Genomic DNA, 21,082 nt, shown 5'->3' on the forward strand with positions numbered 1-21,082 from the left:
ATGATTCACGCGACTCTTCCTGTGTGAACAGTACTGATATCAACCAAGCATCGACGACGCGGGTCGCAGTGACCGGAGCAGCCGGATTCATCGGATCCGGTCTGGTCGACGCACTGAACCGCGAAAATGCCCTGCGCGCAGCCCAATTTGCCGTCGTGTCCTCGGTGGCGCCTCGTCCAAGGCGCAGGGTGGTTGGCCCGTGCATCGGCATGGCTGGTGAGTTCCGATGACGCGGCGTGTCCTGATGATCGGGCACAGTACAGGTCTGATCGATGCGCTGGCGCGCATCGCCGTCGACGCCCCGCAGGTGTATCTGCTGGTGGAGCCGTCAGTGTTGGAGACCCACCCTGGCGAGTTCGAGCACCCCATCATCGCTGAGATCCGCACCGGCCGTTTCATTTTCAGCGATGAAGCGGTCGAGGTCGGCATCGACTGGCACGCCAGCGTCGGGTTCGACGTGGTGTGCTGGATCGAACTCGGGCACCCGGAGAAGGCGCTGACCATCCTGGAGCAGGGGCTCAGTGACTGGAGTGCCGACAGCCGCCGTGATCTCGGGATGGGGCTTGCCCGGCTGTCCACAGTGCACGCAGGAGTAGGTTCGTGGTCGGAGGCGGTGGAGGTCGCAGGTTATGCGGCTACCATCGTGGCCGACACCGGGTCTCACCGCACACTCGGTCAGCTACGCACGACGGCGACCGTGTTGCATGAGGCGGGCAAGACCGGTGCCGCGCGGGAGTTGACCCACCAGGTACGCAAAGCGCACCGCGCACGAGCCAGTCACGGTAGGAGCCTCGAGTGGAGTTGATGACCACCGCCAGTTCGACCGACGTCGCCGACAAAGGCGCCCGCATCGCGGTGCTGCCCGTCGGCAGTTTCGAGCAACACGGCGACCATCTACCGCTCATCACCGACACCGTCATCGCCTGCCTTATCGCGCGGCAGCTCGCCGAAAACTACCCGCTACTGCTCCTGCCGCCACTGACGATCTCCTGCTCGCATGAGCACGAGACATTCGCCGGAACCGTCAGCCTCAGCCCGGCAACCCTGATCGCCGTCATCAGCGATATCCGTCGCTCACTCGCCCGATCCGGAATCACCACCCTGGTGCTGGTCAACGCCCACGGCGGCAACTACGTCCTGAGCAACATTGCTCAACAGGCCAATACCACCGGCCGAAACGTCGTGATCTATCCCGGCCGGGATGATTGGAACCGAGCCAGACAGGTGGCCGGAATGGACACCGACTCCCACAACGACATGCACGGTGGCGAACTCGAGACTTCGATCCTGCTGCACGCCGAACCCGACCTGGTGCGGCCATCGTTCCGGAACGCCGATCACGAGGCGTCCGACCGTTCGCACCTACACCTGCTCGGCATGGCGGCATACACCTCCAGCGGAATCATCGGACGCCCCTCGGCAGCGACCGATGTCAAAGGGAAGGCGGCGCTGGATGCCCTGACGAAGTCGTTCGGTGAATACTTCGCGCTGATTACGATGCAGACGGAAAGGGGTAGTTCGGCTCGCGACTGCGGCGTCAGCTGAGAATATCAGTAGTGTGAGCTGGGGAAACCGCAGAGCGTTCAGCGGTGGCCGCATGAAAACGCCAGTGGATGCCGCACGAAAACGCCAGCGCCACCACAAAGAATCCGCAGGTCAGGGCCTGGCGGCGCGCGGATCCTCACACTGTGCGAGGCGACGCGAGAATGTCACAGGCTGGCGACAGCAGCCAGCCAACTGGCTTAAGCGTTTGCAGGTCAGGCTGAACTGGTCTGCCGTCAGATCCGCCAACGGGGCTGTGCGGCGTCGACGAGCGGGGGTCACAGATCGGGCAGCCCAGAAACCGACGATAATCCCGCGCCGAAAAGCGCTGAGCAAATCGCCTTTCCGGTCGTACCGTGGAACGGGTGAGCATCGTTTCGGACTACGAGCAGCTGATCGCAGACCAGACTCGCGTGCTGGGGGCCGATCATCGTGACACCCTGACCAGCCTGCGCCGACTGACCGAATTCCATTTCGACTGCCGCGATTTCGCCGCGGCGGCCGTCGGCTACGAGCAACTACATGCCGCCCGGGTACGCATCCGCGGTGCCGATCACGAAGAGACGCTGATCATGCTTTCCAACCTGGCCACCTCCCGCGCCCTGATGGGTGACTACACCGGAGCCGTCGCCGATTACCAGCAGGTGTACGACGGGCGAGCACGCATGCTTGGACCCGACCACCCGGACGCACTCCGAACACTGGACATGCTGGCCGACACCCGGGCATCCGCCGGCGACCACGAGGGCGCCGCCGCCGACTTCCAGCATCTGCTCGACACGCGCAACCGAGTGCTCGGCCCGGAGCACGAGGAAACCTTGCGGACGCGCGGTGACCTCATCCACCAACAGAGCCAGCTGATCACAGCTCAACAGCAGACGCCAGACCAGGAAATCGACAACTAGCCTGTCCCAAGAACCGTGAATTTCAATCCACCAGAAGGGAATTCGGCTCCGGCGCTTTCAGGTCGTCGTAGCACTCGGTTCTGCCCATGGTCGACCTTTCATCAGGATCGCTCTTGCCCATCCGGCATACATCTCCGCCACTCGATGATGATCAGGGAACTGCGCGCACCACGAAAGACAGCGCCTGCCGGAACAGGCAGCCGCGAGCTGCGGCCTGCGATCCAAATCGTTGAAGACGACGAACAATCGGTGGTTGATGCAGAGGACCGAGTGAACGGGAGCCTGATCGGTGGAACGCTTCGAGTTGATCTCCGTGGACGGCATCCGGTTGGATGCCGCTGTTCACCAGGCCGCGATCGAGCCGGCTCTCGGAGTGGTGCTGCTGGTACACGGCATCACGGTGGACCAGGACGAGGGTGGAGGGATGTTCTTCAGGTTGGCCGAGCGTTTGGCGGCTCAGGGGTTGAACGTTGTGCGGTTCACCTTCCGGGGGCACGGGGCGAGCGGAGGCACTCAGGAAGGAGTCACGATCGCGGGTGAGTGCCTGGATCTGGAAGCCGCGGTGGGCGCTGTTCGTGAGCGATTCGGCGGGCAACGGTTGTCGATCGTGGCGGCCAGCTTCGGCGCTGTTTCCACGATCCTGTCGTTGCCGTGGCTCGATGGCCTCAAACGGCTCGTGCTGTGGAATCCAGTCTTGGATCTACGACACACGTTCTTGGCGCCGGAGCTGGCGTGGGGAGAGGAGAACTTCGGCATTGATCAGCAGAAACAGTTGGAGGACAACGGTTTCCTTCTTGTCGACGGCGAGTTCCGGCTTGGCCGTGTCATGTTCATGGAGTTCGAGCACTACCAGCTATTGGACGGCTTCTTATCCGGAGGGCCGCCGACGCTGATTGTGCACGGCGACCGCGATACAGCCGTCTCCTACGACATCGCCGCCGATGCCGCGCGATCGCGACCGGACACTACGCTGCATACGGTCGTTGGTTCGGATCATGGGTTCGACTCTCGGGAGCGGGAAGGCCAGGCAATCAGGGTGACAGTCGACTGGCTGGTTGCCTAGTCTGCAGTGGGCCATGAGAGTAGTGGACCTATGCACCTGTCCGGCTAGGTGATTCGGTCGTGGTCGGGCAATGCCACCTGTACAGCGTCGATTTCGGAACCGGAAGTCGCTCGAACGACGCAAGCGGCGGTCTGGCAAGTGGTCAGGTCTTGTGCGTCAGCTAGCAGCCGGTTCTCGAGCTCCAAGTTGTGTCCGTACTCCCACTTCGGTTTGGTCGGGTAGAGAGAACTGTTCGCCGAAGGTCGTGTGAACGGACCTGGTCCGACAACGTCGTCACGGGACAGTCGGCCAAGGTAGCGAAGAGTTCGATGAGTTGTGCTGGCGTCGTACGTTGGTATTGCTGATCGAATCCGCATAGGAGTCAGAGGATTTCGCGAGTTCATCACCGGCGGTCGTCGAGGAACCGAAACTTGGCCGGTTTCTCGAGCGTTGGCGGTGTCTCAGGGCTTTGTTGGGATTCGATCAGGTATCGGCAGGGTCGAACGCTGCGCAGCCACAGGGAACCGGGCGGTCCTTCGTTGCGTCCTATAGTTCAGAGGCAATTCGTGGACAGCATTACGAGGGGAGAGGGCATGTCCGACGAGCTCCGGGTCGAGGTGGATCGACTCCGTGATGCTGCCCGATTCATCGCTGACAAAGCCCAGACCATCAGGGTTGGGGTCGTGCAGCTCGACAACACGGTCGGTAAGGAGCTTCTCTCGGACGGCTGGCAAGGCAAAGCCGCGTCCGCCTACGACGAGTCGTGGGTCGAGTGGAAACAGGGTGCCGACGAGATCGTCGCTGCGCTCGAGACCTCGGCGGCGAAGCTCCTCGAGTCGGCCCACAGGTATGAGATGCGCGACCTCGCTAACAGCGACGCGCTCACACAAGCGCAAGATCAGGTGTAGGCCGTGGCCGACGATTACAGCTACCGGGTGAATCTCGAGCAGCTCGACGACGCGATCACGACGATGGCGAAATTCGGTGCCGACGTTGAGGGGTGGCTGGCGGAGGTCGACCAGAAGATCGCCGAGCTGCACTTGGCGTGGTCGAGCGCGGCGGCTGAAGCTCAGCGCGGCGCGCATGACCGGTGGATGGCCGGTGCGGCGGAGATGCGGGAAAACCTCGATGAGTTGCGTGAGGTCGCGCGTCGGGCGCACACCAGCTACACCGGCGCGGCCCAGACGAATCTGGAGATGTGGCCGTGAGCCCTCCTGCGAGTTTCCCGATCATCGTGTGCCGGCAGGAGGATTACCGCTCCGCCAGTGAGGGTTTGGCGTTCATCCGCGACGACGCCGGCGAGGTCCACGCCGCCTTGGTGCGCACGCTGTCCGGATACGGCGGGATGGCTGGTAGCGACAGCGCGGGCACTCAGTGGGCGACGACCTACGACGAGGCCGCGGCCGCGGCACTGCAGAGTTCCTCGAAGCTGGTGTCGACGTGCGCGCGTATCAGCGACCTGATCGCGGCCGGAGCCCACAACCACGCCTCTGCCGAAGCTGCCGCGAACGGTATCGAGCCACCTCCGGCGCCGACACCGAGCATCGATCCGTGTTTTGCGATCTCGGCCCCGTCGGCTGGTGGTGGGAGCGGCGCGGATCCGTTCGGGTGGTCGCTGATCAAGTCGGTCTCGGGGTTGATGTGGCCCAACGGGCACCAGGATCAGTTGAGAGCCGCGAAAGACGTCTGGTACGCCGCGGCGGCGGCGTTGGACACCGCGACCCTCCCGTTTCCCAATGCGGTCGGGATGTTGGGGAACCAGCAGTCACCGGAAATCCCCGCTTCGGTCGCCACCTGCAGTGAAACCTCCGGTAACTTCCTGGAACTGCAGGCGGCGTATCGGGAAATCGGTGACGCGTGCGGCGAGTACGCCCAGCACCTCGACGACGCACACAGCGAGATCCTCGACGAGCTCGAGGATATGGCGATCGAGACCGCCGCGTGGGAAGTAGGGATGGCGGTCCTTGCGCCGTTCACCGCGGGGATTTCCGAACTCGGCGGCCATGGTGCTCTGGTGGCGCGTATCGGCATCTATGCCGCCCGCATCGGGCGCATCATCGACCGGCTCGTCGCCAAGGTGACCACTCTCGTTGCCCGCATCGGCTCAGCTGTCACCGGCAGGCTGAAGGCGATGCTGACCAGGCTCGGCGAGTGGCTGGAGAAGGCCAAGACCAAACTGTGGCGATCCGATCCTGGCGGTGGGCCGCCCGGAGTGGGACCCAAACCGCCTGGGGTCAAGCCGACCGTCAACGACACGAGATTGCAGAACATCCTCAACGACCTGTACAAGGGCGCGAATAATCCGGGCAGAGTTGGTGATGGGACAACCGCAGATGCGGTCCGCAACGAGCTCGAGACCTTGGAACCGACCGAGGGTCGATGGCACCTGCAAAAGGCGATGGAGTCACAGCGAGGACTCGCGAAATGGTTGATGGACAAGGCCAACACCGATCCCGCCGACCGGGCCGTTGCGATTCGAGAGCTGCAGAACCTCATGGATGCATTGGCCGGACGATAGGAAAGGGAGGCGAAATATGAACGATAGAACCGACAAAGAGATCCTGGAGTTGATCGATACTTGGTCGAGGACCTTGGTGCCCGAGCAGGCACAGTTCATCCGAGATCTCGCCAACCTGGAGCCCGAGATCCGCCCGCTCATAGCCGAGCATGTCAACGACTACGACGAGATACTCCCGACGATGCTCATGGGCGACGTCGCACGCTGGGTCGTTCGGATCGTGCAGGGAAGCGCTGATCCGGCATCGCGGTTGGCGCCCTTCTTCAGCCGGCTCGAACAGGCGTGGGGTGACGGGCAGAACCCGGTCTCCGATCTGATCGCTGTGTCGTTTGTCGAGAACATCTTCGATGAGCCCGGTGTGGTCGAATTGTTGGGCCCCGAGCTCACTCGCTACTACAGGATCTACACCGGCCAGGACAAGGTCCGTCGAGATGAGATGCGACCGATGCCGGGGGTTTTGAAGCAGGTGTTGAAGAAGTTGAGGCGCTCATGACCGACCTCCCAGAATGGGAGCGTCAGCTCCAGCGGAACCTTGCCGGGATCCGGCGCAGCGGAGAGAATCTCGCGAAATCCGCGGCCTCTATCACCGGCCACGCCGAGGTTCGTGGCGTCACGATCGAAGTCAGCGCGAGCGGCGACATCACCAGCCTGCAGATCGCTCCTGGTGCGATGCGCTGGACCAGCGCACAACTGACAAGTGCCCTGCTCGACTGCCACCGTCGAGCCCGGGCGGATGCTGCAGCAAGAACCGAACAGATCGTCCGAAAGGCCGACCCTCGCCTCCGTAACCCCATGCAGGAACTACTCGGCAAGGCCGAGGCCGCAGTGACCGAACCTCGACGGCCGATGACCGAAGAAGAGATCCAAGCGGCCGACGACGCCTACTTCGAACGCATGAACAGGCGCGGTTGGAACCGCTAGACAACGGCCTGCACATGACAGACGACGAAGACCTGATGGCGTAGACGCCGAGGTAGCCAGACGCAACCGCAGTATAGGGGCCTCGGAGCATGAAATGAGAGAATGACCCAGACGCTTCGCATGAACGCAGAAGGGATCAGTCGATGACCGCGCACAACCTGGCCGTAGGGTCTGCTGTGGATCACATTGTGTCACAACGTCTTCGTTGGCTCGATCTACCCGAGCGTGTACGTGCGACAGCTTGCGACCAATGGGGCAGCGACGTCACGTCCGAGGTCTCGATGGGCGGTGGCTACTCGCCGGGGGTCGCGTCGCGATTGCACCTGGCGGATGGACGGCGTGTGTTTGTGAAAGCGATCAGCGCGACCCGCAACTCGCGGGCACCAGGGTTGTATCGGCGTGAGATCGAGGTGATGGGGTCTCTACCCACTTCCGTACCCGCGCCGCAGCTGCAGTGGTCCTATGACGACGGTGACTGGGTGATGCTGGTCCTCGACGACGTCGACGGCCGCATGCTCGGCACGCCGTGGCAGCGCGAGGACCTGACGGCCGCGATCATCACGCTCGAGCAGATGGCCACAGCCCTGACGCCCGCCCCGATCACCGCGATGCCGATCACGGACGACCTCGCTGAGAACTTCCGCTCCTGGGCGGTGATCGCGGACAGCGCTGAGCTGGCCGCACGTGTGACGCCCTGGGCGCATTCACATTTGGATCGACTCCTCGACCTCGAAACAGGCTGGACCGAGGCCGCTCGCGGCGACAGTTTGCTGCATGCCGACCTGCGGGGCGACAACATGCTGCTCACCCAAGACGGCCGAGTGGTCGTGGTGGACTGGCCCTACGCCGTGCTCGGTGCGCCGTGGGTCGACGGGTTGCTGTTTCTGCCGTCGGTGCCTGTCGATGGCGGACCGAGCGACCTCGAATCCCTCTGGCGCGCATACGCCCCCAGCCGCAAGGCGGATCCGGACGCGGTGACCGCGGTCTTGGCGGCCGTGGCCGGCGACTTCACTCTGCAATCCTTACTGCCGCCGCCGGAGAACATTCCGACCCTTCGCGCTCACCAGGCCGCGAAGGCGAGCGCGGCGTTGTCGTGGCTGCGAGCCCGTCTCAGTTGAGCACGCTGTAGTCGCGTAACCCATTGAGCCCCAACTGGATCAGGAATTCTGTCTCGGTGTTGCGGTTTCCGTCGCGCCACTCGGCGAGGGCGCCGAGCATCTCCATCGCCGCGGCGGCGCGGGTGAACCCCGGCAATGCCGCCAGTTCTCGGTCATCGAGGGCGGGCACGGCGGTGCGGGAGTAGAGCTCGGCGATGCGGGCGGCGCGTTGTGGCAGCGGGTCGGGGTGGCCGTGGGTGAGGTTGGCGGCCACCACCGCCAGCTCCTGGATCCTGGGTGCGCGTGTGGCGACGGCGAAGTCGAGCACGATGACCTGGCCGTCTGGCTCGATGAGGATGTTGCCTTTGGTGAGGTCGCCATGGACCAGCCTGTGCGGGAGAGCTCGCCGGTCGACCGCGTCGAGGTGGACGAGGGCGGCGGTGACGTGCTGGTGCTGTTCGTCGTCGAGGATGTCGATCAGTTCGGCGGCGAGGTGGTGCAGGTTTGTGATTGCCCACGGGTCGGTGACCGGGTCGGGGTGCAGGTCCAGGGAGTGGATGCGGGCGGCAGCGTCAACAACGGAGGTGAGTTCTGTTGTCGAGGGTGCGCGGTTGCGGTCGTAGAGGGTCGCGCCGGCGACCAAGTCCATGACGAGTACCTGGTGGCCGAGCAGATAGTGTTCATGGCGGCCGGAGCGAGTGTGGTGCAGGCGCGGGTGCCGCACGCCCCGGCGGCGGGCCGCGGTGATCAGTATCGCGGTCCGCGCGGCCAACCCCGAAGGCCGAGTGGGACCGAAGATCTTGACCACCACGGACCCGCCGGTGCTGGTCTCACCGGCGATGTTGCAGTCCTCGTAGCCGGTGGTCAGCACTCGCCAGTGGGTGAGGGTGCCGAGTTGGTAGGCATGGGCAACCTCGGCCAGCAGAGCGGGCAGGTCGGCGGTGACGCGCGTGGTCGGGCTGTTCATGCGCGCGGCAGGGGGAAGGGGATCACGGAGGCGAGGTCGGTGCCGCCGGTCAAGGTGAGCAGCAGCCGCTCCAGGCCGATACACAGCCCACCCGCCGGGGGCATCGGGTGGTCGAACACTTCGAGCCAGTCGGCGTCGAGAGTGGCGGCCTCGCTGGGCAGGATCCTGTCGCCGTCGGGAGCGAGGCGTCGGCGCAGTTCGGTGGCGTCGTCGAGTTCGGTGTAGGCGGTGGCGATCTCGCGGCCGCCGATGACCAGATCCCACTTCTGAGCCAGCCTCGGGTTACCCGGGTGGGTGCGGGCCAGAGGAGACTGCCCAGCAGGGAAATCGACATGCACGGTCGGTGCGACAACCCGGGGCTCGACCAGGCGGTCGTAGAGCTCGAGGGCGATCTCATCGGCACCGGCGTCGGGCCGCACCGGCACCGCGCACCGGTCTGCGACCTCGCGTAATACCCCGACCGGGGTATCGGTGGAAATCGGCTGGCCGACTGCGGCACTGAGTGCGCTGTAGAACGGGTACACGGTCCATTCGGCCGCCAGGTCGATTTCAGTGCCGTCCGCGGTGCAAATGATGCTGGTGCCCAGGGCGGCGTGCGCGGCGGTGATGATGAGTTCGCGGGCCAGTGCACGCAGACTGTGGTAGTCCGCTCCGACCTGGTAGAGCTCGACGAGACTGTATTCCGGGGCGTGGGTGGCATCAGCGGGTTCGTCGCGGAAGCTTCGCCCGATCTCGAACACCCGCGGCCACACCGTCACCGCCGCACGCAAATGCAGCGGGGACGAGCGAAGGTACAGGTGCGGGCCGACCGCTTCGGTGAGCGTGCGGAACGACCTGCCCGGCGCGGGCCTGGCCCGCTGCAACAAGGGAGTGTCGAGCTCGACGTGCCCACAGTCATGCAACGCTGACCGCAGGGCGTGCACCACCCGCGAGCGCGTCTCGAGTCCATCGCGGGCGGCCGGGTCACTGCGCAAAAGGGCGTAACGGTCGGCCAGCGACGCTCCAGATGACGTGCCCACCACAACGGCGGCAGCTGGTTCAGGGTTGGCAGGTTGGGGTGTTGGTGTGCGGCGCAGATCGAGTGTGACGCAGTGGATTCCGCCCCCGAGAGCGCGAGAGTGTCGCAGGGTGTGGCCGATGACTTCGACGCCGCGTTGTTCCAGTGCGTTGATGAGGTTGTATTGGGTGGCGTCGACGATGGCGAGGTCGGGCCGCACCATCAGCAGGTTCATGCCGATCCACTCCGAGGACAACGGGTGCGCGGTGGTGGCCGGGGTATCGGCCATCGGTGGGCACCACAGGATTTCGCGTGCGCGCAGCGGTGCGGGCAACTGTGCGAGGTCGGTGATGCGGGCGGGGTTGACCAGTACCAGGTCCTCGCGGATGAGGCTGATCGTCGAGTCGAGGTGGGTGCCGGGGTATACGCCTCGGATCGGGTGTACCCGGTGTGTGCCGCCGAGAGCGTCCAGGGTGATTTGCAGCCAGCGTAATCCAAGTTCGTTGCCTGATCCCGACACCAGGTAGTACAGATCCTGTCCGTCGCGTAGAACGTTTGCCGCCTCGAACGCGGGCTCGGCCTCGCCGAGGGTGGGGCGGCCGTCGGCCCCGTGTGGATACAGTTCGTCGGCCAGCTGCGGGACTGGCGCGGACAACCATGCGGATCCGGCCAGCATCTTGGCCTGGAACAGCCCGCGCAGACCGTTCAGTTCTTGCGCGCGGGCGCGCATGGGGCTCGGAGTGGCCACGATGGTCGATCCGATGATGAGCGCCAGGTCGCGCGGGCAGTAAGAGTAGAAGCCCGTCGAACGCCAGTCCGGGGTGCCGAATTCGGCGGCGTGGTCGACCGGCGTCGGGCGGTGCACCCGGACACCGAGCCCGGCCAGCGTGTGCGCCAGCGCGTCGAGATCTTCGGCGGTCTCGGCCAGCATGCGTGGCGGGAACGCCCCGGACTGCACCGCGGCCACCTCGGCAGCCGTCAGGTCCGGGTAGAGGTTCAGCCAGGCCGACCGGTCCAGCGGATAGGGGATGCGCGCGCCAGCGGCGACACCGATGACCACCTCGGTCAGCGGGGAGAACTCATCATGCGAACACACGGGCAACTCCACCGACACCGCAGCGGATGCGGACGGTGCGGCGGTGGCCGGTGGGGCGGAAATCATAGTGGGCGACATCGGTTTCACGACTTCCTCTGTGATCGGGTTGGCAGGGTCAGGCGATGGTGCGCAACGCGCGACGGCGACGGTGCGCGCGGACAGACGCGCACGCCATCACCCGCAGTAGCCACCGGTCGGCGCCGTCGTAGCGCGGCCGGAATCGGGTTCGCCCGTGCACCACCCGGCGGTTGTCGGCCAGCAAGGCTTCGCCGGGGGCAAGCTCGTGGCCGACCGCGGCGACATCGATCGCCAGCGCCAGCGCCGCCAGCGCGTCGACGGCAGCGCGGTCCGCGAGGTCGGCAGGCCGCTGGTAGATCGCGTCGTAGCAGATCTCCGGATCGTCCGGGTCACCGGAAAGAACCGGAACAGCCTCCACCGCGCTGGGCTCAGGCAGCCCGTGCGCGAGGTCGGGCGCCACGACAAAACGGGGCTGGCGCAGCACCGCGACGACCCGGTGATCGAGAACGAGGTTGCGGGCGGGAGCCACCAGCGTCGACGCGCCGAGATGGCCACGCAGGCAGAGCAATCCGAAGTAGTCACAGCGATCCTCATGGAAGGCGTCCTCGACATGCCAGTCCAGGCTCTCGCTCCCCTCGCTGGTCTGAGCGGTCTCCCGGCCACGCACCGGCACAATGTGTTGCACCAGCCGACCTTGGTAGAGGTTGGCGAAGGTGAATGCCTCCCCGAGCACACTGGTGACCGCGAGCAGAGCCAGCGCCGCCGCCTCCACGACCCGCTCAGGTGCTGGGGTGGTCGTGGCCGGAGTCGGCGGCAACCCTGCCCACTCTGGCAGCAACCCGCGCACGAGCATCGTGTTGTTCGGCGAACCGGTGCTGCGGTAGCGGTGCAGTGCGACGACCACGGCCGCGGGTAGCAGGGTGACCAGCTCGGCGGCATGGTCGATCGGATCCCCTCCCTGCTCGACCAGATCCAGCGCGGCGCGATGAATACGCGCTGCATCCGGGGGAACGAGTTCTACGATTTCTGCGGGTGCAAGACGATGACCGCGCATTAGACCTCCTCGACAGCGCCGTCCTCGACCGATCTCACACGGTCGAGGACCATCGGATCGCTCCATTTCCCCACGGATGCAGGGTGTTTGGTCATAGTGAGGGCATACTCACGGTGTACTCACGCACACGCACACCCCGGACAGGAGCACACGTCAGTGACCCAGCCCGACACCTCGCCTCACACGGATTCACCGGCCCCGGTCAATGTCTTCGCCGTTGAGCTGCGTCACTGGCGCGACGTCCGGAGCCTGTCGCGGCGCGAGCTGGCTTCCAAACTCGGCTATAGCCGCCCGTATGTGTCCAAGGTCGAGTCTGGTTCCGAGAACCCCTCACCTGCGTTCGCTGCTGCCGCCGACGCAACGCTGCAGGCCGGGGGCGCGCTGCGGGCCGCCTATTCAGAGTTCGTCGCCAATCGCTCCGCGCCTGGGCGCGTTCCGGTCTCGTTCGAGGCGCCGGATCCGGCTGGGTCGTTGGTCGTCGACCACGACGACGCCTGCCTGTCCTTCGACGGGTACACCTACCGGCTGCGGCAGCGGCGGCGGCTGATCAACGGCGGAACCGCACCGATCACCCGCTATCTGATCAGGATCTCTGTCGACCGCTACCCCGGCGACCCTGAACGATCCAACCAGCTCTACCAAGAGAATCCGCTGACCTGGGACGAATTAGACCTGCATGCCTGGCACGGACAAGACCGCACGCAACCGATGAACTGGACCGCTCACCACGACCGGGACGCGTTCAAGGAGATCTGGCTTCAGTTCTCCGACCCTGACAGCGGTCGGCACTTCCCGCTGTATCCCGGCCAGTCCTGCTGGATCGAATACGAATACGCCGTGTCAGAAAGCCACTGGGGCAACTGGTTTCAGCGCGCCGTACGTCTACCCACCAACCGACTGTCCGTGCAACTGGTGTTCCCCACCGAACTCGAACCCTCGGTCTGGGGGCTACAGACCTCGATGACCGCCGACGGCCAGCCCTTCCCCACCCCGATCACCCACCAGGTCAACGACGGCAGGCACCAGTACTCCTGGTCTACCGACAATCCGCCCCTGCACGCCCGCTACCGCCTCGAATGGGACTTCCGCGGCCGCAACCACAACGAACGCACGCCACCCAGCAAGGTGATGGCCGGACTTGGCATCGTCCAGGAAGGCGACGAGATCCTGCGTCAGGTCGCGCGCCCGTTCGACCTGCCTGCCGAAGCCGAAGACGCACGGCGCGTCATCGCCGAACTGAACTCCGCGGCCGAACGTGTCGCCCAAGCCCACGTGTTCGGTAAGGGAATGGGCATCGCCGCACCCCAGATCGGCATCGGCCGCGCCGCCGCGATCGTGCGCACCCTCGACGGCGACACCATCACCCTGTTCAACCCTCGCATCATCGACACCAGCGCCACTGAAGACGAGCAATTCGAGGGTTGCCTATCGTATTTCGACCTGCGCGGACGCGTACCACGCCCGCTGGCGATCACCGTCGAACACACCGACATCGACGGCAACACCCACATCACCGAATTCGAACGCGGCGTCGCACGCCTGGTCTGTCACGAGGTCGACCACTTACACGGACACCTCTACCTCGACCGCATGCGACCCGGAGCCGAACCCATCCCCGTCGAGCAGTACCGTGCCACCGGCACGAACTGGACCTACTGAACCTCCGATGCCGCCTATCGGTCGACTCGCTTCGCCGTGCACTCTCACCGGAGCCAGAACAGCCCGGTCTGGCTCGGCGCCATCGAAGGTTCTGCAACCTCTCGCGGTCGCGCTATCGTGCCTTCACCGAACACGCCAACTTCCTTCCTGCCTGCGGCATGGGTAACCTCCTCGAGTCCCGGTTCCCATGCGCGGGACCGTTGTTCACGCGGAAGGCGAACCTGGAGCTGATCGCCGAGCACTACGATGACCTGCTGCGGTTGGCCGGATCGTTGAAGTTCAGGCACGCCGCTGCTCCCTGCTGGTCGGCAAGCTTTCCGCCTCCGGCCGAGAGCACTCCCTCGCCGTGGCGTTGAAGGAGTACGGGGTGATGCGCTGCACGCGCTGGAACCGCCGAGCAGGCCACCGTCATCGAAACCGTCTTCGAGCCATGGCTCACCCCGAAAGGCATCTCATGAACGACGACCACCGCACCGGCATCCCCGAGGTCGACGCGTTGATCGACGCCGCCGACCGCGAGTATTCCGAAGGCTGGAATCTCGATGCGGTAAGCACCACTGAAGGCACTGTCGCCGATGCCCGGCTTACCGATCTCACCGATCAGCAGAAGGCCGCCCGCCGCCGTTAGTCGGCAGCCCAGGGACTGGTCACCAAGGCGCAGAAGAACGGGGACGCGGCGAAGATCGCCGCCGCACGCCAGGGCGAGATCGCGGCCTATCAAGAATTCGACGCGATCTCGAAGGCGGTGATCAACGAAGGATTCGGGATCGTCGCGGCGAGCGACGACCGCCTCGGACAGCGGCTCGATCAGATGCAGCGGACCAATACCGCCGATGACGCTGTCCTTGCAGCACTGCGGAAGCTTCCATCCTGACCAGCTTCACCTGAACACAAAGCCACGACCTCGCACCACGAACGCGAAAACCAGCCTCTACCAGCGCACTACGGCATATCTACCCGAAGTTCGGTCTTTGCGACGGCGACCCCGACATCGACGCCGAACTCGCGCAGCTCGTCCCGGCAGCTAGGCGCAGGGCGGGTCGGCCTTGGCCGGTGAGTTTGGTGCGGCCGGTGAAGGCGCCCGAGAGTTTCTCTCGTGGTGCCAGGCCTGCGTGTTTGACCACGGCTCGGGCTGTGGAGAAGCCTGACGCCATCGGGCAGCCACGCCGTCGGGCCGAGGGATCATCGGAATCACCTGGGCCAGATCATCGCTGGTCATACCTACTTCGACGCCGGAGAGAGGCATCAGGTTCCCAATTGATGGCAAGGTGAGCGGACAATCCAGCTGCCTCCGAGACCACGTGAGCGCCGTAACGGCCGCACCCGCCAGCCGATACGGCTAGCTAAGAACGCAAAGTCGAGGCTGGGAGCGGTACGCGAATGGACCAAACTGTAATTCAAGGCACCTTCTGGTATCCAGAGTCCGGCGTCCAATCCGCCGGGGAACTGACCATCGGAAACGTAGGACAGAAATCAACGCTTTCTGTCCTACGGCACATTATGCCCGAATTGCACGTAAAGATCACAAGCCCCCATGAGCACGAAACACATATAGCCTATGGCGGCACAGCAGAGGAAATCGTCGAGGACTTTGCGCCGAGGACATTTCTAGGCCAAACCGAAGATGGCCAAAGAATTACACTCGTCGACGCCCAGGGCGGCTCTGAGCCTCTAAGCGCAGGCCAGCAGTTCGATTGTAAAATCATTCTGATCGGAGACAATCACGTTGACGCACACCAGAGGTTTACTCAGTGCCGTTATATGATAGCCGGAGATTTCTTGCAGCACCTCCACGAACAACAGGCCCTCATCGACATTCTGGGCGGCAGTGTCGTCGATTTCGAATACGCAGATAATTCGATAGTCATCACCGCGCGATGCGAAGATGGCGCTATCTTGCTGGAATTCGAGCAGTATATTCTTGGCCCCCTCAAGAACCTTATGAAAATCGTTACTGGCCGCCGGTTGCGCTTGCGGTCCACCCACGTACGCGTAGACGACAACTCGGCGTGGCTCGAGGTTCATATCACCCGCACAGAACGTGCAGAACCAAAGCCTAGCGTCCGGCCAGGCATGATGCATGACAGGTCGATCACGGAAGCGCGGGTAGCTAAGTGGATTGAGATCGGCTACAAGGCGGACAGCCTCGTGGATGCACTCGCAGGAGCCGACGAGTCCGGACCGATAGAGACGCAGGTGATCACCCTTTGCGCGGTAGCCGAAGGGTTACATCGGAAGCTCCTTGCCGAACGAGTGAGCTTTCCAAATCTGACCAAGCCACAGCTGAGAACCATCCGCAAAGCGGTGAGGGAGGCTGCACTACAGCGTTTTCATGAGCTGGAGGAATTCGACGATGGGAAGATCAAGGATCGAATGAACGCCGGACTTAATATGCTGAACGATATCAGCTACCGCGCGCGCATCAATGAACTATCCACGTATGCCAAGGAATTCGACGAGCACCTGATTATCACCTCAGCGTTTGCCGACTGGGCACAATCAGTCCAATTCGTTCGAAACAAGCTGGTTCATCAGCTTCCTTACGAGAGCGATGATGACGAGACCGAACTCACCGCCGATCAACTCAGGAAAGAGAAGGAGAATCTATTCAATCTCAACATAGCGGTCGCATACTCCCTGTCTTGGGTTCTGCGGCTCACCCTTCTCAAACTCGCAGGATTTAAAAACACAGACATCGTCGACGGCGATGGTCTACCGGGTTTCCAGCCATATGAATTCTCTTGCGCAAACGTAAAGTTCGCGATCAAGGACCATCCAAATAGACGTGCGTGAGTTCAATTGGCCCCGTTCTTCGGCCCGCCCGACTCCAGTGGGCGGGCATTGGCTGGCCAGGCAGTCCTCACGGCAACTGCGACCGCCGACGCCTCGCGTGACAGCGTCAGGTGTCCCGACGACGTGAGCCGGCGTATCCGCTCCCCGGCGGGATCACGTATCGTTTCGGACCGAACCCGCCTGATGCGGTCCAATTCGAATGTCTACCAGCACTTTTCCCAGGATCATCAGCCGTTGTCGGTAGTCCCACGATTGGCGACGCGGCAGTCGACGGCGAGTCCACTTGCATGGTGCAGAGAAGCGGCAACATCCGGTATCAGGCATCGGGTGACCTGACTTTCCCGCACCTTTGTTCGTGTCCCCACTGCCAGAAATTGTCTGGTAACCCAGTGATGTCGTGGGTCGCCTTCCCTCGAGATGGGTTCGAGTGGACCGGCCCAGGCGGAGAGCCGGTCTGGTACAACACGTTCCCCGACTCCCAGCGTGGCTTCTGCGGTGCCTGCGGGAGTTCTATCGCGGGCCAGGACGACGGTGAGGCAGAACTGGTCGGCGTCACCATGATGAGCCTCGACGACCACTCAGATTTGACGCCCGAGCGACAGAGTTTTCGTCCCAATGCAGTCGCGTGGCTTCCGATTTTCGGAGCACAAGACTGATCGTCCCCGCAGATTGACGAGACCGGCCGCCCGCCTAGAGCGCTCGACGATCGGCCGGGTTTCGATCAGAGTGCCTGCGCGACTTCCTCAGCGATGGCTTGTGCGGCTGCGGCAGGATCCGTCGCGGCGGTGATTGCTCAGCCGAGGACGAGAATGCTTGCGCCACTGCGAATGACCTCGGCCGGTGTCGCCACCCGCTGTTGGTCGTGCACCGCACTGCCGGCGGAGACGAATGCCGGGAACGACGGTCATGATGTCGGGAGCAGCCTCGCGGATGACCCGCACAGACAACGCCACCACAATCGGCGGCGACAGCCGAAGCCAGTCGCTCGTTGAGAAGTTCCGGTGATGCGTCCGGTGCGCTGGTCAACACGTTGACCGCGAGTACGGTCGGCGCCAATTCGATCGTCCCGACCTTGTTCCCTGATTTCAGGAACCGCCCGCACGGGAAGGGCCGGGATCGTTGGGCAAGCCCATGCATCGGAAGTTTTATCGGATCGCGAGAGTAAGGAATGATGACGCCATGACCGAGACCTCGTCGTCTGCGTCAACTCCGCCGAGCTGGCCTGTGCAGCCTGGTTACCGCGAGGATCTATTTCGCGGGACGGCGGAGTACTACAGCCTGCATCGCCCGGCCTACCCTCAGCCCCTGTTCGAGGACCTACTGAGGCGGTCGGGCGAGGGTGGTCTTCTAGTCGACCTCGCCTGCGGCACGGGAGAGATCGCGATACCGCTGCATGAACGGTTCACACACGTCCAAGCTGTTGACCTCGAATCGGACATGATCGAGGTCGGGCGCACCAAGGCTGTCGAGGTCAGTGCGGACAACATCGCCTGGAGCGTCGGCAGGGCAGAGGACCTTGCGGTCACCGAACCGGCGCAACTGGTCACGATCGGCAACGCCTTCCATCGCCTGGACCGACCGCTAATCGCCGACCGCGCCCGCGAGTGGCTGGCACCTGGTAGGTGCCTCGCGATCCTTGGCAGCAGCACGCCCTGGAGTGGCACCGAGCCGTGGCAGACGATCGCCGTCGATGTCGTGGCCCGGTGGTCCGGCGAACCAGGACGCCCACCCAGTGCATCGGAACCGACCGCCGGCGGCGGCCCAGCGCGGCGAACCCATGAAGAGATCTTGTGCGAGGCAGGGTTCGCAGACGTCACCGAGTACCAGTTTCCGACACCACACGCCTGGACGGTGGACGAGTTCCTCGGTTTCTTGTGGTCGACCTCGTACACGGCCCGGATTCGCCAGGGTCCTGCTCTCGCTGAAGAATTCGAGAAGGACCTTCGAGCGCAGCTGCTCGAATGCGAGCCGTCTGGACAGCTACGGGAGTCGATCGCGCACTACTACATCCTTGCCCGCAAGCCTGACGCTGCGCGTTGATGTCAGTGGGCGGGGGCAACCGTATCGATGCCGCAGCGGCGGCCAGCGTCGCGGCGATGCATGGTGACGCGCGGCCGGTATGCCGGTCACCCACGAAGAAGCGACAAGCTAGCCGGGGGCGCGCGAGGAAGCTCGACCGGATCTCGGACAGTATCCGTAAGCTGTCCGGCTAGCGCGTCCTCGAACCCGGAATCCGTCGATGTGAGGGAAGCAGCGGTGCAGCCGTAGATGGTTTCTGCGCCATCGGTTCCAAGCATGTCGAAAAGTGAATGAAAATTGGAGGATTGAACAGAAAGTACGCTGGTCAGGAAGTGCGCTCCCCGCACGCGCGGGGATGAGCCCCCAATCGCCGACCCCGTCTGTGGCGGCTCATGGCGCTCCCCGCACGCGTGGGGATGAGCCTGGTTCCCGCAAGGTCGTTGGTGACGCGGCACCGTGCTCCCCGCACGGTGTCAGGGGTGTGGCCAATCGGTCTCGGGTCCGCCGGGCGGGCAGTACCAGCGTTCGTCGGGGAGGCAGGCTGCCCAGGCTTCGTAGCGTGCCTGTGGCGGGCAGAGGATGTGTGCGCCGGTGTCGAAGGTGAGGGTGAGTTCCCAGTCCCGGACCTGCGCGGTAGTGACTCGATGGTTCAGCAAGCCCAGGACCGGGCCGGCGGTGAGCGGATCGTCCTCGACCCGGACTTCGCATTTCTTGTTCGTCGCGTCGTCGAACTGAAAGTCGGTCAGGTCGAGGTAAACACCGGGCTGATCGGGTGCTCCGAGATCGAAGACCAGGCGCAGATACGATTTCCAGACCCAGATCTGTTCGATCTCGAGTCCGGTCAACGCGGTGAACTCACCCATGGCCACGACCAGAGCGTAACCAAGACCACCCGATGCAGGAGAGCGCCAAGTTTCGTTGAGACATGCTGGGGTCAACTCGATTCGCCGGGCCGGGCCGGTTTGCCGCGGCGTGGCTTCTGGTGTTGCCTGTAGGACTCGCCTCGACGACGAGTTCGTAGGCCGCGGATTGCAGCCGGTCCATCGCCGACTGGGGCCAGCGGGTCGGCCATCATGGTCAGGATCTCCGATGGTTCCCCGTTGCTGGTGATCACGGTGGAGGCTTTGCGGTCGCGTTCGACGCTCAGCTCGTAGAAATCGCTTGTCTCGGCGGCCTCGAGCCGGTGCAGGGCCAGGTCATCGAGGATGAGCAGGTCGACGCGGTGCAGTTTGCGCATCTCGCCTTCGTAGCTGCCATCCAGCCGCGCGCCCCGCAATCGTTTGAACAGTTTATCGGCGCGTTCGGTGTGAACGGTATGGTCGCGGCGGACCGCGATGTGTCCTAATGCGTTGGCCAGGAATGTTTTTCCGACCCCGACCGGCCCCATCACCAGGACGTTTGTAGGCGTCGGCGAGGAATCGTAGTGAGGTCAGCTCGGCCCAGAGTTCCTCGTCGAAGGTGACCGCGGTCGAATCGGCCCACGCCTGCAACTGCATCTGCGGGTCCAGGTGGGCGGCGGTGGCTCGGCGCACGGTTCGTGCACGACATCGATCCATCATGCGTCGGCACACAAACATCATCATGCGCATCGAGCACGACGTGCCGCAGCAGCTGAGACCTGCTGCAACTCAGTACATCCGGTAGCCGACTTCCGTGCGATCGAGCTGAGATACGACCGTATCGCTGAGTGTCTAGCTCCAGAGCGATCGCGGCGACATGGAGGTGGAATGGTGGCGCGGAGGCCGGACCTGGGTCGTGATCGGGCCAGAATGTTGACCCTGATCGGTCTGAAACTAGTTCCACCAGGGGCTAGGTCGAGCGACAGCGACAGCGCCGGAAGTTACACCTGTTATCCAGCGCCAATCCGCAATGCGCGCGGCGTGCACGCCAGTGGTCGGGACCGGTGTGCACTCAAGAGGTAAGGCAGGTGGCAGCCGTTCATTTCATAGAGGGCAGAAGGGGCGGTGTGCACGGCGTGCGTACCCAGGGTGCACAACGCGTGCACACTGCGCACCCAGTGCACCCGATGCGTGCACTGGGCCATCTATGTGCACGGTCGTCGTACCTGCTCTGTGCCGCGAAATCACGACCGCTGCTTACTCGATGCTCGGACCCGCGCCTGTCGACGGTCAGCGTCACGCAAATCAGTTTCCTGTGCGCCCGGATCGCTGATATGGCTCGGTGGCGGCTGGTGCTCGCCGCGCTCACACAATCCGAGATGTTGTGCACGGCCCCTGTCACCGACGACCATCCGTCGGCTCGCGCTTGCTTGACGAGTTCTGTCAACTCCGGCCCAACCGCGACCCTTTTCTTCCGGGTCAACCGTGACCCGGCCCCCTCAGTCAACGTGCGGTAATGCCGGTGCTCTCAATAGGTCAGCGCAACACTGGATTCTCACGATGAATCGGGGATGTGGTGTGTGATGACCAGGACGGCACTGTCGGAGGCCGAGGT

Annotated in this window: 21 protein-coding genes and 1 pseudogene; 16 read left to right on the plus strand and 6 right to left on the minus strand. The window is 63.9% G+C overall.

Going from position 1 to position 21,082, the window contains the following annotated elements:
- The first annotated feature begins 226 nt into the window (after window positions 1-226).
- From ACFU4Z_RS35625 to ACFU4Z_RS35670, 10 genes are all read left to right on the plus strand, one after another.
- The gene (locus ACFU4Z_RS35625; RefSeq protein ID WP_379072586.1) at window positions 227-805 is read left to right on the plus strand and encodes a hypothetical protein; all 579 of its coding nucleotides are present in this window, start codon (window positions 227-229) and stop codon (window positions 803-805) included.
- Window positions 796-1,545 carry a creatininase family protein gene (locus ACFU4Z_RS35630; RefSeq protein ID WP_379072588.1) on the plus strand — a complete coding sequence of 250 codons (750 nt, stop codon included), beginning with the start codon at window positions 796-798 and terminating at the stop codon, window positions 1,543-1,545. Before ACFU4Z_RS35625 ends, ACFU4Z_RS35630 begins: the two co-directional genes overlap by 10 nt.
- Before the next feature lie 362 nt (window positions 1,546-1,907).
- Entirely contained in the window at window positions 1,908-2,447 is a 540-nt protein-coding gene (locus ACFU4Z_RS35635) for a tetratricopeptide repeat protein (protein ID WP_379072590.1), read from the plus strand.
- A gap of 289 nt (window positions 2,448-2,736) precedes the next feature.
- Window positions 2,737-3,510, plus strand: coding sequence for an alpha/beta hydrolase family protein (locus ACFU4Z_RS35640; RefSeq protein ID WP_379072592.1), 774 nt, complete (start codon window positions 2,737-2,739; stop codon window positions 3,508-3,510).
- 572 nt (window positions 3,511-4,082) lie between these two features.
- Complete coding sequence (locus tag ACFU4Z_RS35645) at window positions 4,083-4,397, plus strand: WXG100 family type VII secretion target (protein ID WP_379072594.1); 315 nt, start codon at window positions 4,083-4,085, stop codon at window positions 4,395-4,397.
- A gap of 3 nt (window positions 4,398-4,400) precedes the next feature.
- On the plus strand, window positions 4,401-4,697 hold the full coding sequence (locus tag ACFU4Z_RS35650; protein ID WP_379072596.1) for a WXG100 family type VII secretion target: 297 nt from the start codon (window positions 4,401-4,403) through the stop codon (window positions 4,695-4,697).
- A complete protein-coding gene (locus ACFU4Z_RS35655) occupies window positions 4,694-6,007 on the plus strand; it encodes a hypothetical protein (RefSeq protein WP_379072598.1) in 1,314 nt (437 codons plus the stop codon). Before ACFU4Z_RS35650 ends, ACFU4Z_RS35655 begins: the two co-directional genes overlap by 4 nt.
- A gap of 16 nt (window positions 6,008-6,023) precedes the next feature.
- Complete coding sequence (locus tag ACFU4Z_RS35660; RefSeq protein WP_379072600.1) at window positions 6,024-6,500, plus strand: hypothetical protein; 477 nt, start codon at window positions 6,024-6,026, stop codon at window positions 6,498-6,500.
- The gene (locus ACFU4Z_RS35665; protein ID WP_379072602.1) at window positions 6,497-6,928 is read left to right on the plus strand and encodes a YbaB/EbfC family nucleoid-associated protein; all 432 of its coding nucleotides are present in this window, start codon (window positions 6,497-6,499) and stop codon (window positions 6,926-6,928) included. The genes ACFU4Z_RS35660 and ACFU4Z_RS35665 overlap by 4 nt, the downstream gene beginning before the upstream one ends.
- A 341-nt stretch (window positions 6,929-7,269) precedes the next feature.
- Window positions 7,270-8,046 (plus strand): phosphotransferase family protein, encoded by a 777-nt coding sequence (locus ACFU4Z_RS35670; RefSeq protein WP_379072604.1) that lies wholly within the window; start codon window positions 7,270-7,272, stop codon window positions 8,044-8,046.
- Here the strand turns inward: ACFU4Z_RS35670 and ACFU4Z_RS35675 are convergent.
- The 3 genes from ACFU4Z_RS35675 to ACFU4Z_RS35685 form a co-directional block, all read right to left on the minus strand.
- Entirely contained in the window at window positions 8,039-8,992 is a 954-nt protein-coding gene (locus ACFU4Z_RS35675; RefSeq protein ID WP_379072606.1) for a phosphotransferase, read from the minus strand. The two genes, ACFU4Z_RS35670 and ACFU4Z_RS35675, sit on opposite strands and share 8 nt — an antisense overlap.
- Complete coding sequence (locus tag ACFU4Z_RS35680; RefSeq protein WP_379072609.1) at window positions 8,989-11,085, minus strand: amino acid--tRNA ligase-related protein; 2,097 nt, start codon at window positions 11,083-11,085, stop codon at window positions 8,989-8,991. The genes ACFU4Z_RS35675 and ACFU4Z_RS35680 overlap by 4 nt, the downstream gene beginning before the upstream one ends.
- Before the next feature lie 115 nt (window positions 11,086-11,200).
- Entirely contained in the window at window positions 11,201-12,157 is a 957-nt protein-coding gene (locus tag ACFU4Z_RS35685) for a TauD/TfdA family dioxygenase (protein WP_379072611.1), read from the minus strand.
- 156 nt (window positions 12,158-12,313) lie between these two features.
- On the opposite strand from ACFU4Z_RS35685, the gene ACFU4Z_RS35690 reads away from it, so the two are divergent.
- The 3 genes and pseudogenes from ACFU4Z_RS35690 (at window position 12,314) to ACFU4Z_RS35700 (ending at window position 14,444) form a co-directional block, all read left to right on the plus strand.
- On the plus strand, window positions 12,314-13,816 hold the full coding sequence (locus ACFU4Z_RS35690) for a peptide deformylase (protein WP_379072614.1): 1,503 nt from the start codon (window positions 12,314-12,316) through the stop codon (window positions 13,814-13,816).
- Between the two features lie 173 nt (window positions 13,817-13,989).
- Window positions 13,990-14,198: pseudogene (locus ACFU4Z_RS35695) on the plus strand (Tn3 family transposase); the annotation flags it as partial.
- Window positions 14,199-14,270: 72 nt separating this feature from the next.
- On the plus strand, window positions 14,271-14,444 hold the full coding sequence (locus ACFU4Z_RS35700) for a hypothetical protein (protein ID WP_379072630.1): 174 nt from the start codon (window positions 14,271-14,273) through the stop codon (window positions 14,442-14,444).
- A gap of 325 nt (window positions 14,445-14,769) precedes the next feature.
- Here ACFU4Z_RS35700 and ACFU4Z_RS35705 read toward each other — a convergent pair whose 3' ends face one another.
- Window positions 14,770-14,970, minus strand: a complete 201-nt coding sequence (locus tag ACFU4Z_RS35705) for a transposase (protein WP_379072616.1) — start codon at window positions 14,968-14,970, stop codon at window positions 14,770-14,772.
- Between the two features lie 226 nt (window positions 14,971-15,196).
- Here ACFU4Z_RS35705 and ACFU4Z_RS35710 point away from each other — a divergent pair, with 226 nt between their 5' ends.
- The 3 genes from ACFU4Z_RS35710 (at window position 15,197) to ACFU4Z_RS35720 (ending at window position 18,649) form a co-directional block, all read left to right on the plus strand.
- Window positions 15,197-16,609: a hypothetical protein gene (locus tag ACFU4Z_RS35710; protein ID WP_379072618.1), complete on the plus strand. Its 1,413-nt coding sequence runs from the start codon at window positions 15,197-15,199 to the stop codon at window positions 16,607-16,609.
- A 287-nt stretch (window positions 16,610-16,896) separates the two neighbouring features.
- Entirely contained in the window at window positions 16,897-17,265 is a 369-nt protein-coding gene (locus ACFU4Z_RS35715) for a GFA family protein (RefSeq protein ID WP_379072620.1), read from the plus strand.
- Window positions 17,266-17,788: 523 nt separating this feature from the next.
- Window positions 17,789-18,649, plus strand: coding sequence for a class I SAM-dependent methyltransferase (locus ACFU4Z_RS35720; RefSeq protein ID WP_379072622.1), 861 nt, complete (start codon window positions 17,789-17,791; stop codon window positions 18,647-18,649).
- Between the two features lie 452 nt (window positions 18,650-19,101).
- On the opposite strand, the gene ACFU4Z_RS35725 is transcribed toward ACFU4Z_RS35720, so the two are convergent.
- Window positions 19,102-19,491 (minus strand): DUF6188 family protein, encoded by a 390-nt coding sequence (locus ACFU4Z_RS35725; RefSeq protein ID WP_379072626.1) that lies wholly within the window; start codon window positions 19,489-19,491, stop codon window positions 19,102-19,104.
- A 71-nt stretch (window positions 19,492-19,562) separates the two neighbouring features.
- A complete protein-coding gene (locus ACFU4Z_RS35730) occupies window positions 19,563-20,015 on the minus strand; it encodes an ATP-binding protein (protein WP_379072628.1) in 453 nt (150 codons plus the stop codon).
- Window positions 20,016-21,082: the final 1,067 nt, after the last annotated feature.

This window comes from Nocardia sp. NPDC057440 (genome assembly GCF_042802915.1).
GTDB lineage: Bacteria > Actinomycetota > Actinomycetes > Mycobacteriales > Mycobacteriaceae > Nocardia.

Coding starts and splice junctions, on each gene's coding strand:
- ACFU4Z_RS35730 (WP_379072628.1), bottom strand. CDS start 20,015: ATGGGGCCGGTCGGGGTCGGAAAAACATTCCTGGCCAACGCATTAGGA.
- ACFU4Z_RS35645 (WP_379072594.1), top strand. CDS start 4,083: ATGTCCGACGAGCTCCGGGTCGAGGTGGATCGACTCCGTGATGCTGCC.
- ACFU4Z_RS35675 (WP_379072606.1), bottom strand. CDS start 8,992: ATGAACAGCCCGACCACGCGCGTCACCGCCGACCTGCCCGCTCTGCTG.
- ACFU4Z_RS35665 (WP_379072602.1), top strand. CDS start 6,497: ATGACCGACCTCCCAGAATGGGAGCGTCAGCTCCAGCGGAACCTTGCC.
- ACFU4Z_RS35725 (WP_379072626.1), bottom strand. CDS start 19,491: ATGGGTGAGTTCACCGCGTTGACCGGACTCGAGATCGAACAGATCTGG.
- ACFU4Z_RS35700 (WP_379072630.1), top strand. CDS start 14,271: ATGAACGACGACCACCGCACCGGCATCCCCGAGGTCGACGCGTTGATC.
- ACFU4Z_RS35685 (WP_379072611.1), bottom strand. CDS start 12,157: ATGCGCGGTCATCGTCTTGCACCCGCAGAAATCGTAGAACTCGTTCCC.
- ACFU4Z_RS35660 (WP_379072600.1), top strand. CDS start 6,024: ATGAACGATAGAACCGACAAAGAGATCCTGGAGTTGATCGATACTTGG.
- ACFU4Z_RS35705 (WP_379072616.1), bottom strand. CDS start 14,970: ATGGCGTCAGGCTTCTCCACAGCCCGAGCCGTGGTCAAACACGCAGGC.
- ACFU4Z_RS35715 (WP_379072620.1), top strand. CDS start 16,897: ATGGTGCAGAGAAGCGGCAACATCCGGTATCAGGCATCGGGTGACCTG.
- ACFU4Z_RS35625 (WP_379072586.1), top strand. CDS start 227: ATGACGCGGCGTGTCCTGATGATCGGGCACAGTACAGGTCTGATCGAT.
- ACFU4Z_RS35710 (WP_379072618.1), top strand. CDS start 15,197: ATGGACCAAACTGTAATTCAAGGCACCTTCTGGTATCCAGAGTCCGGC.
- ACFU4Z_RS35720 (WP_379072622.1), top strand. CDS start 17,789: ATGACCGAGACCTCGTCGTCTGCGTCAACTCCGCCGAGCTGGCCTGTG.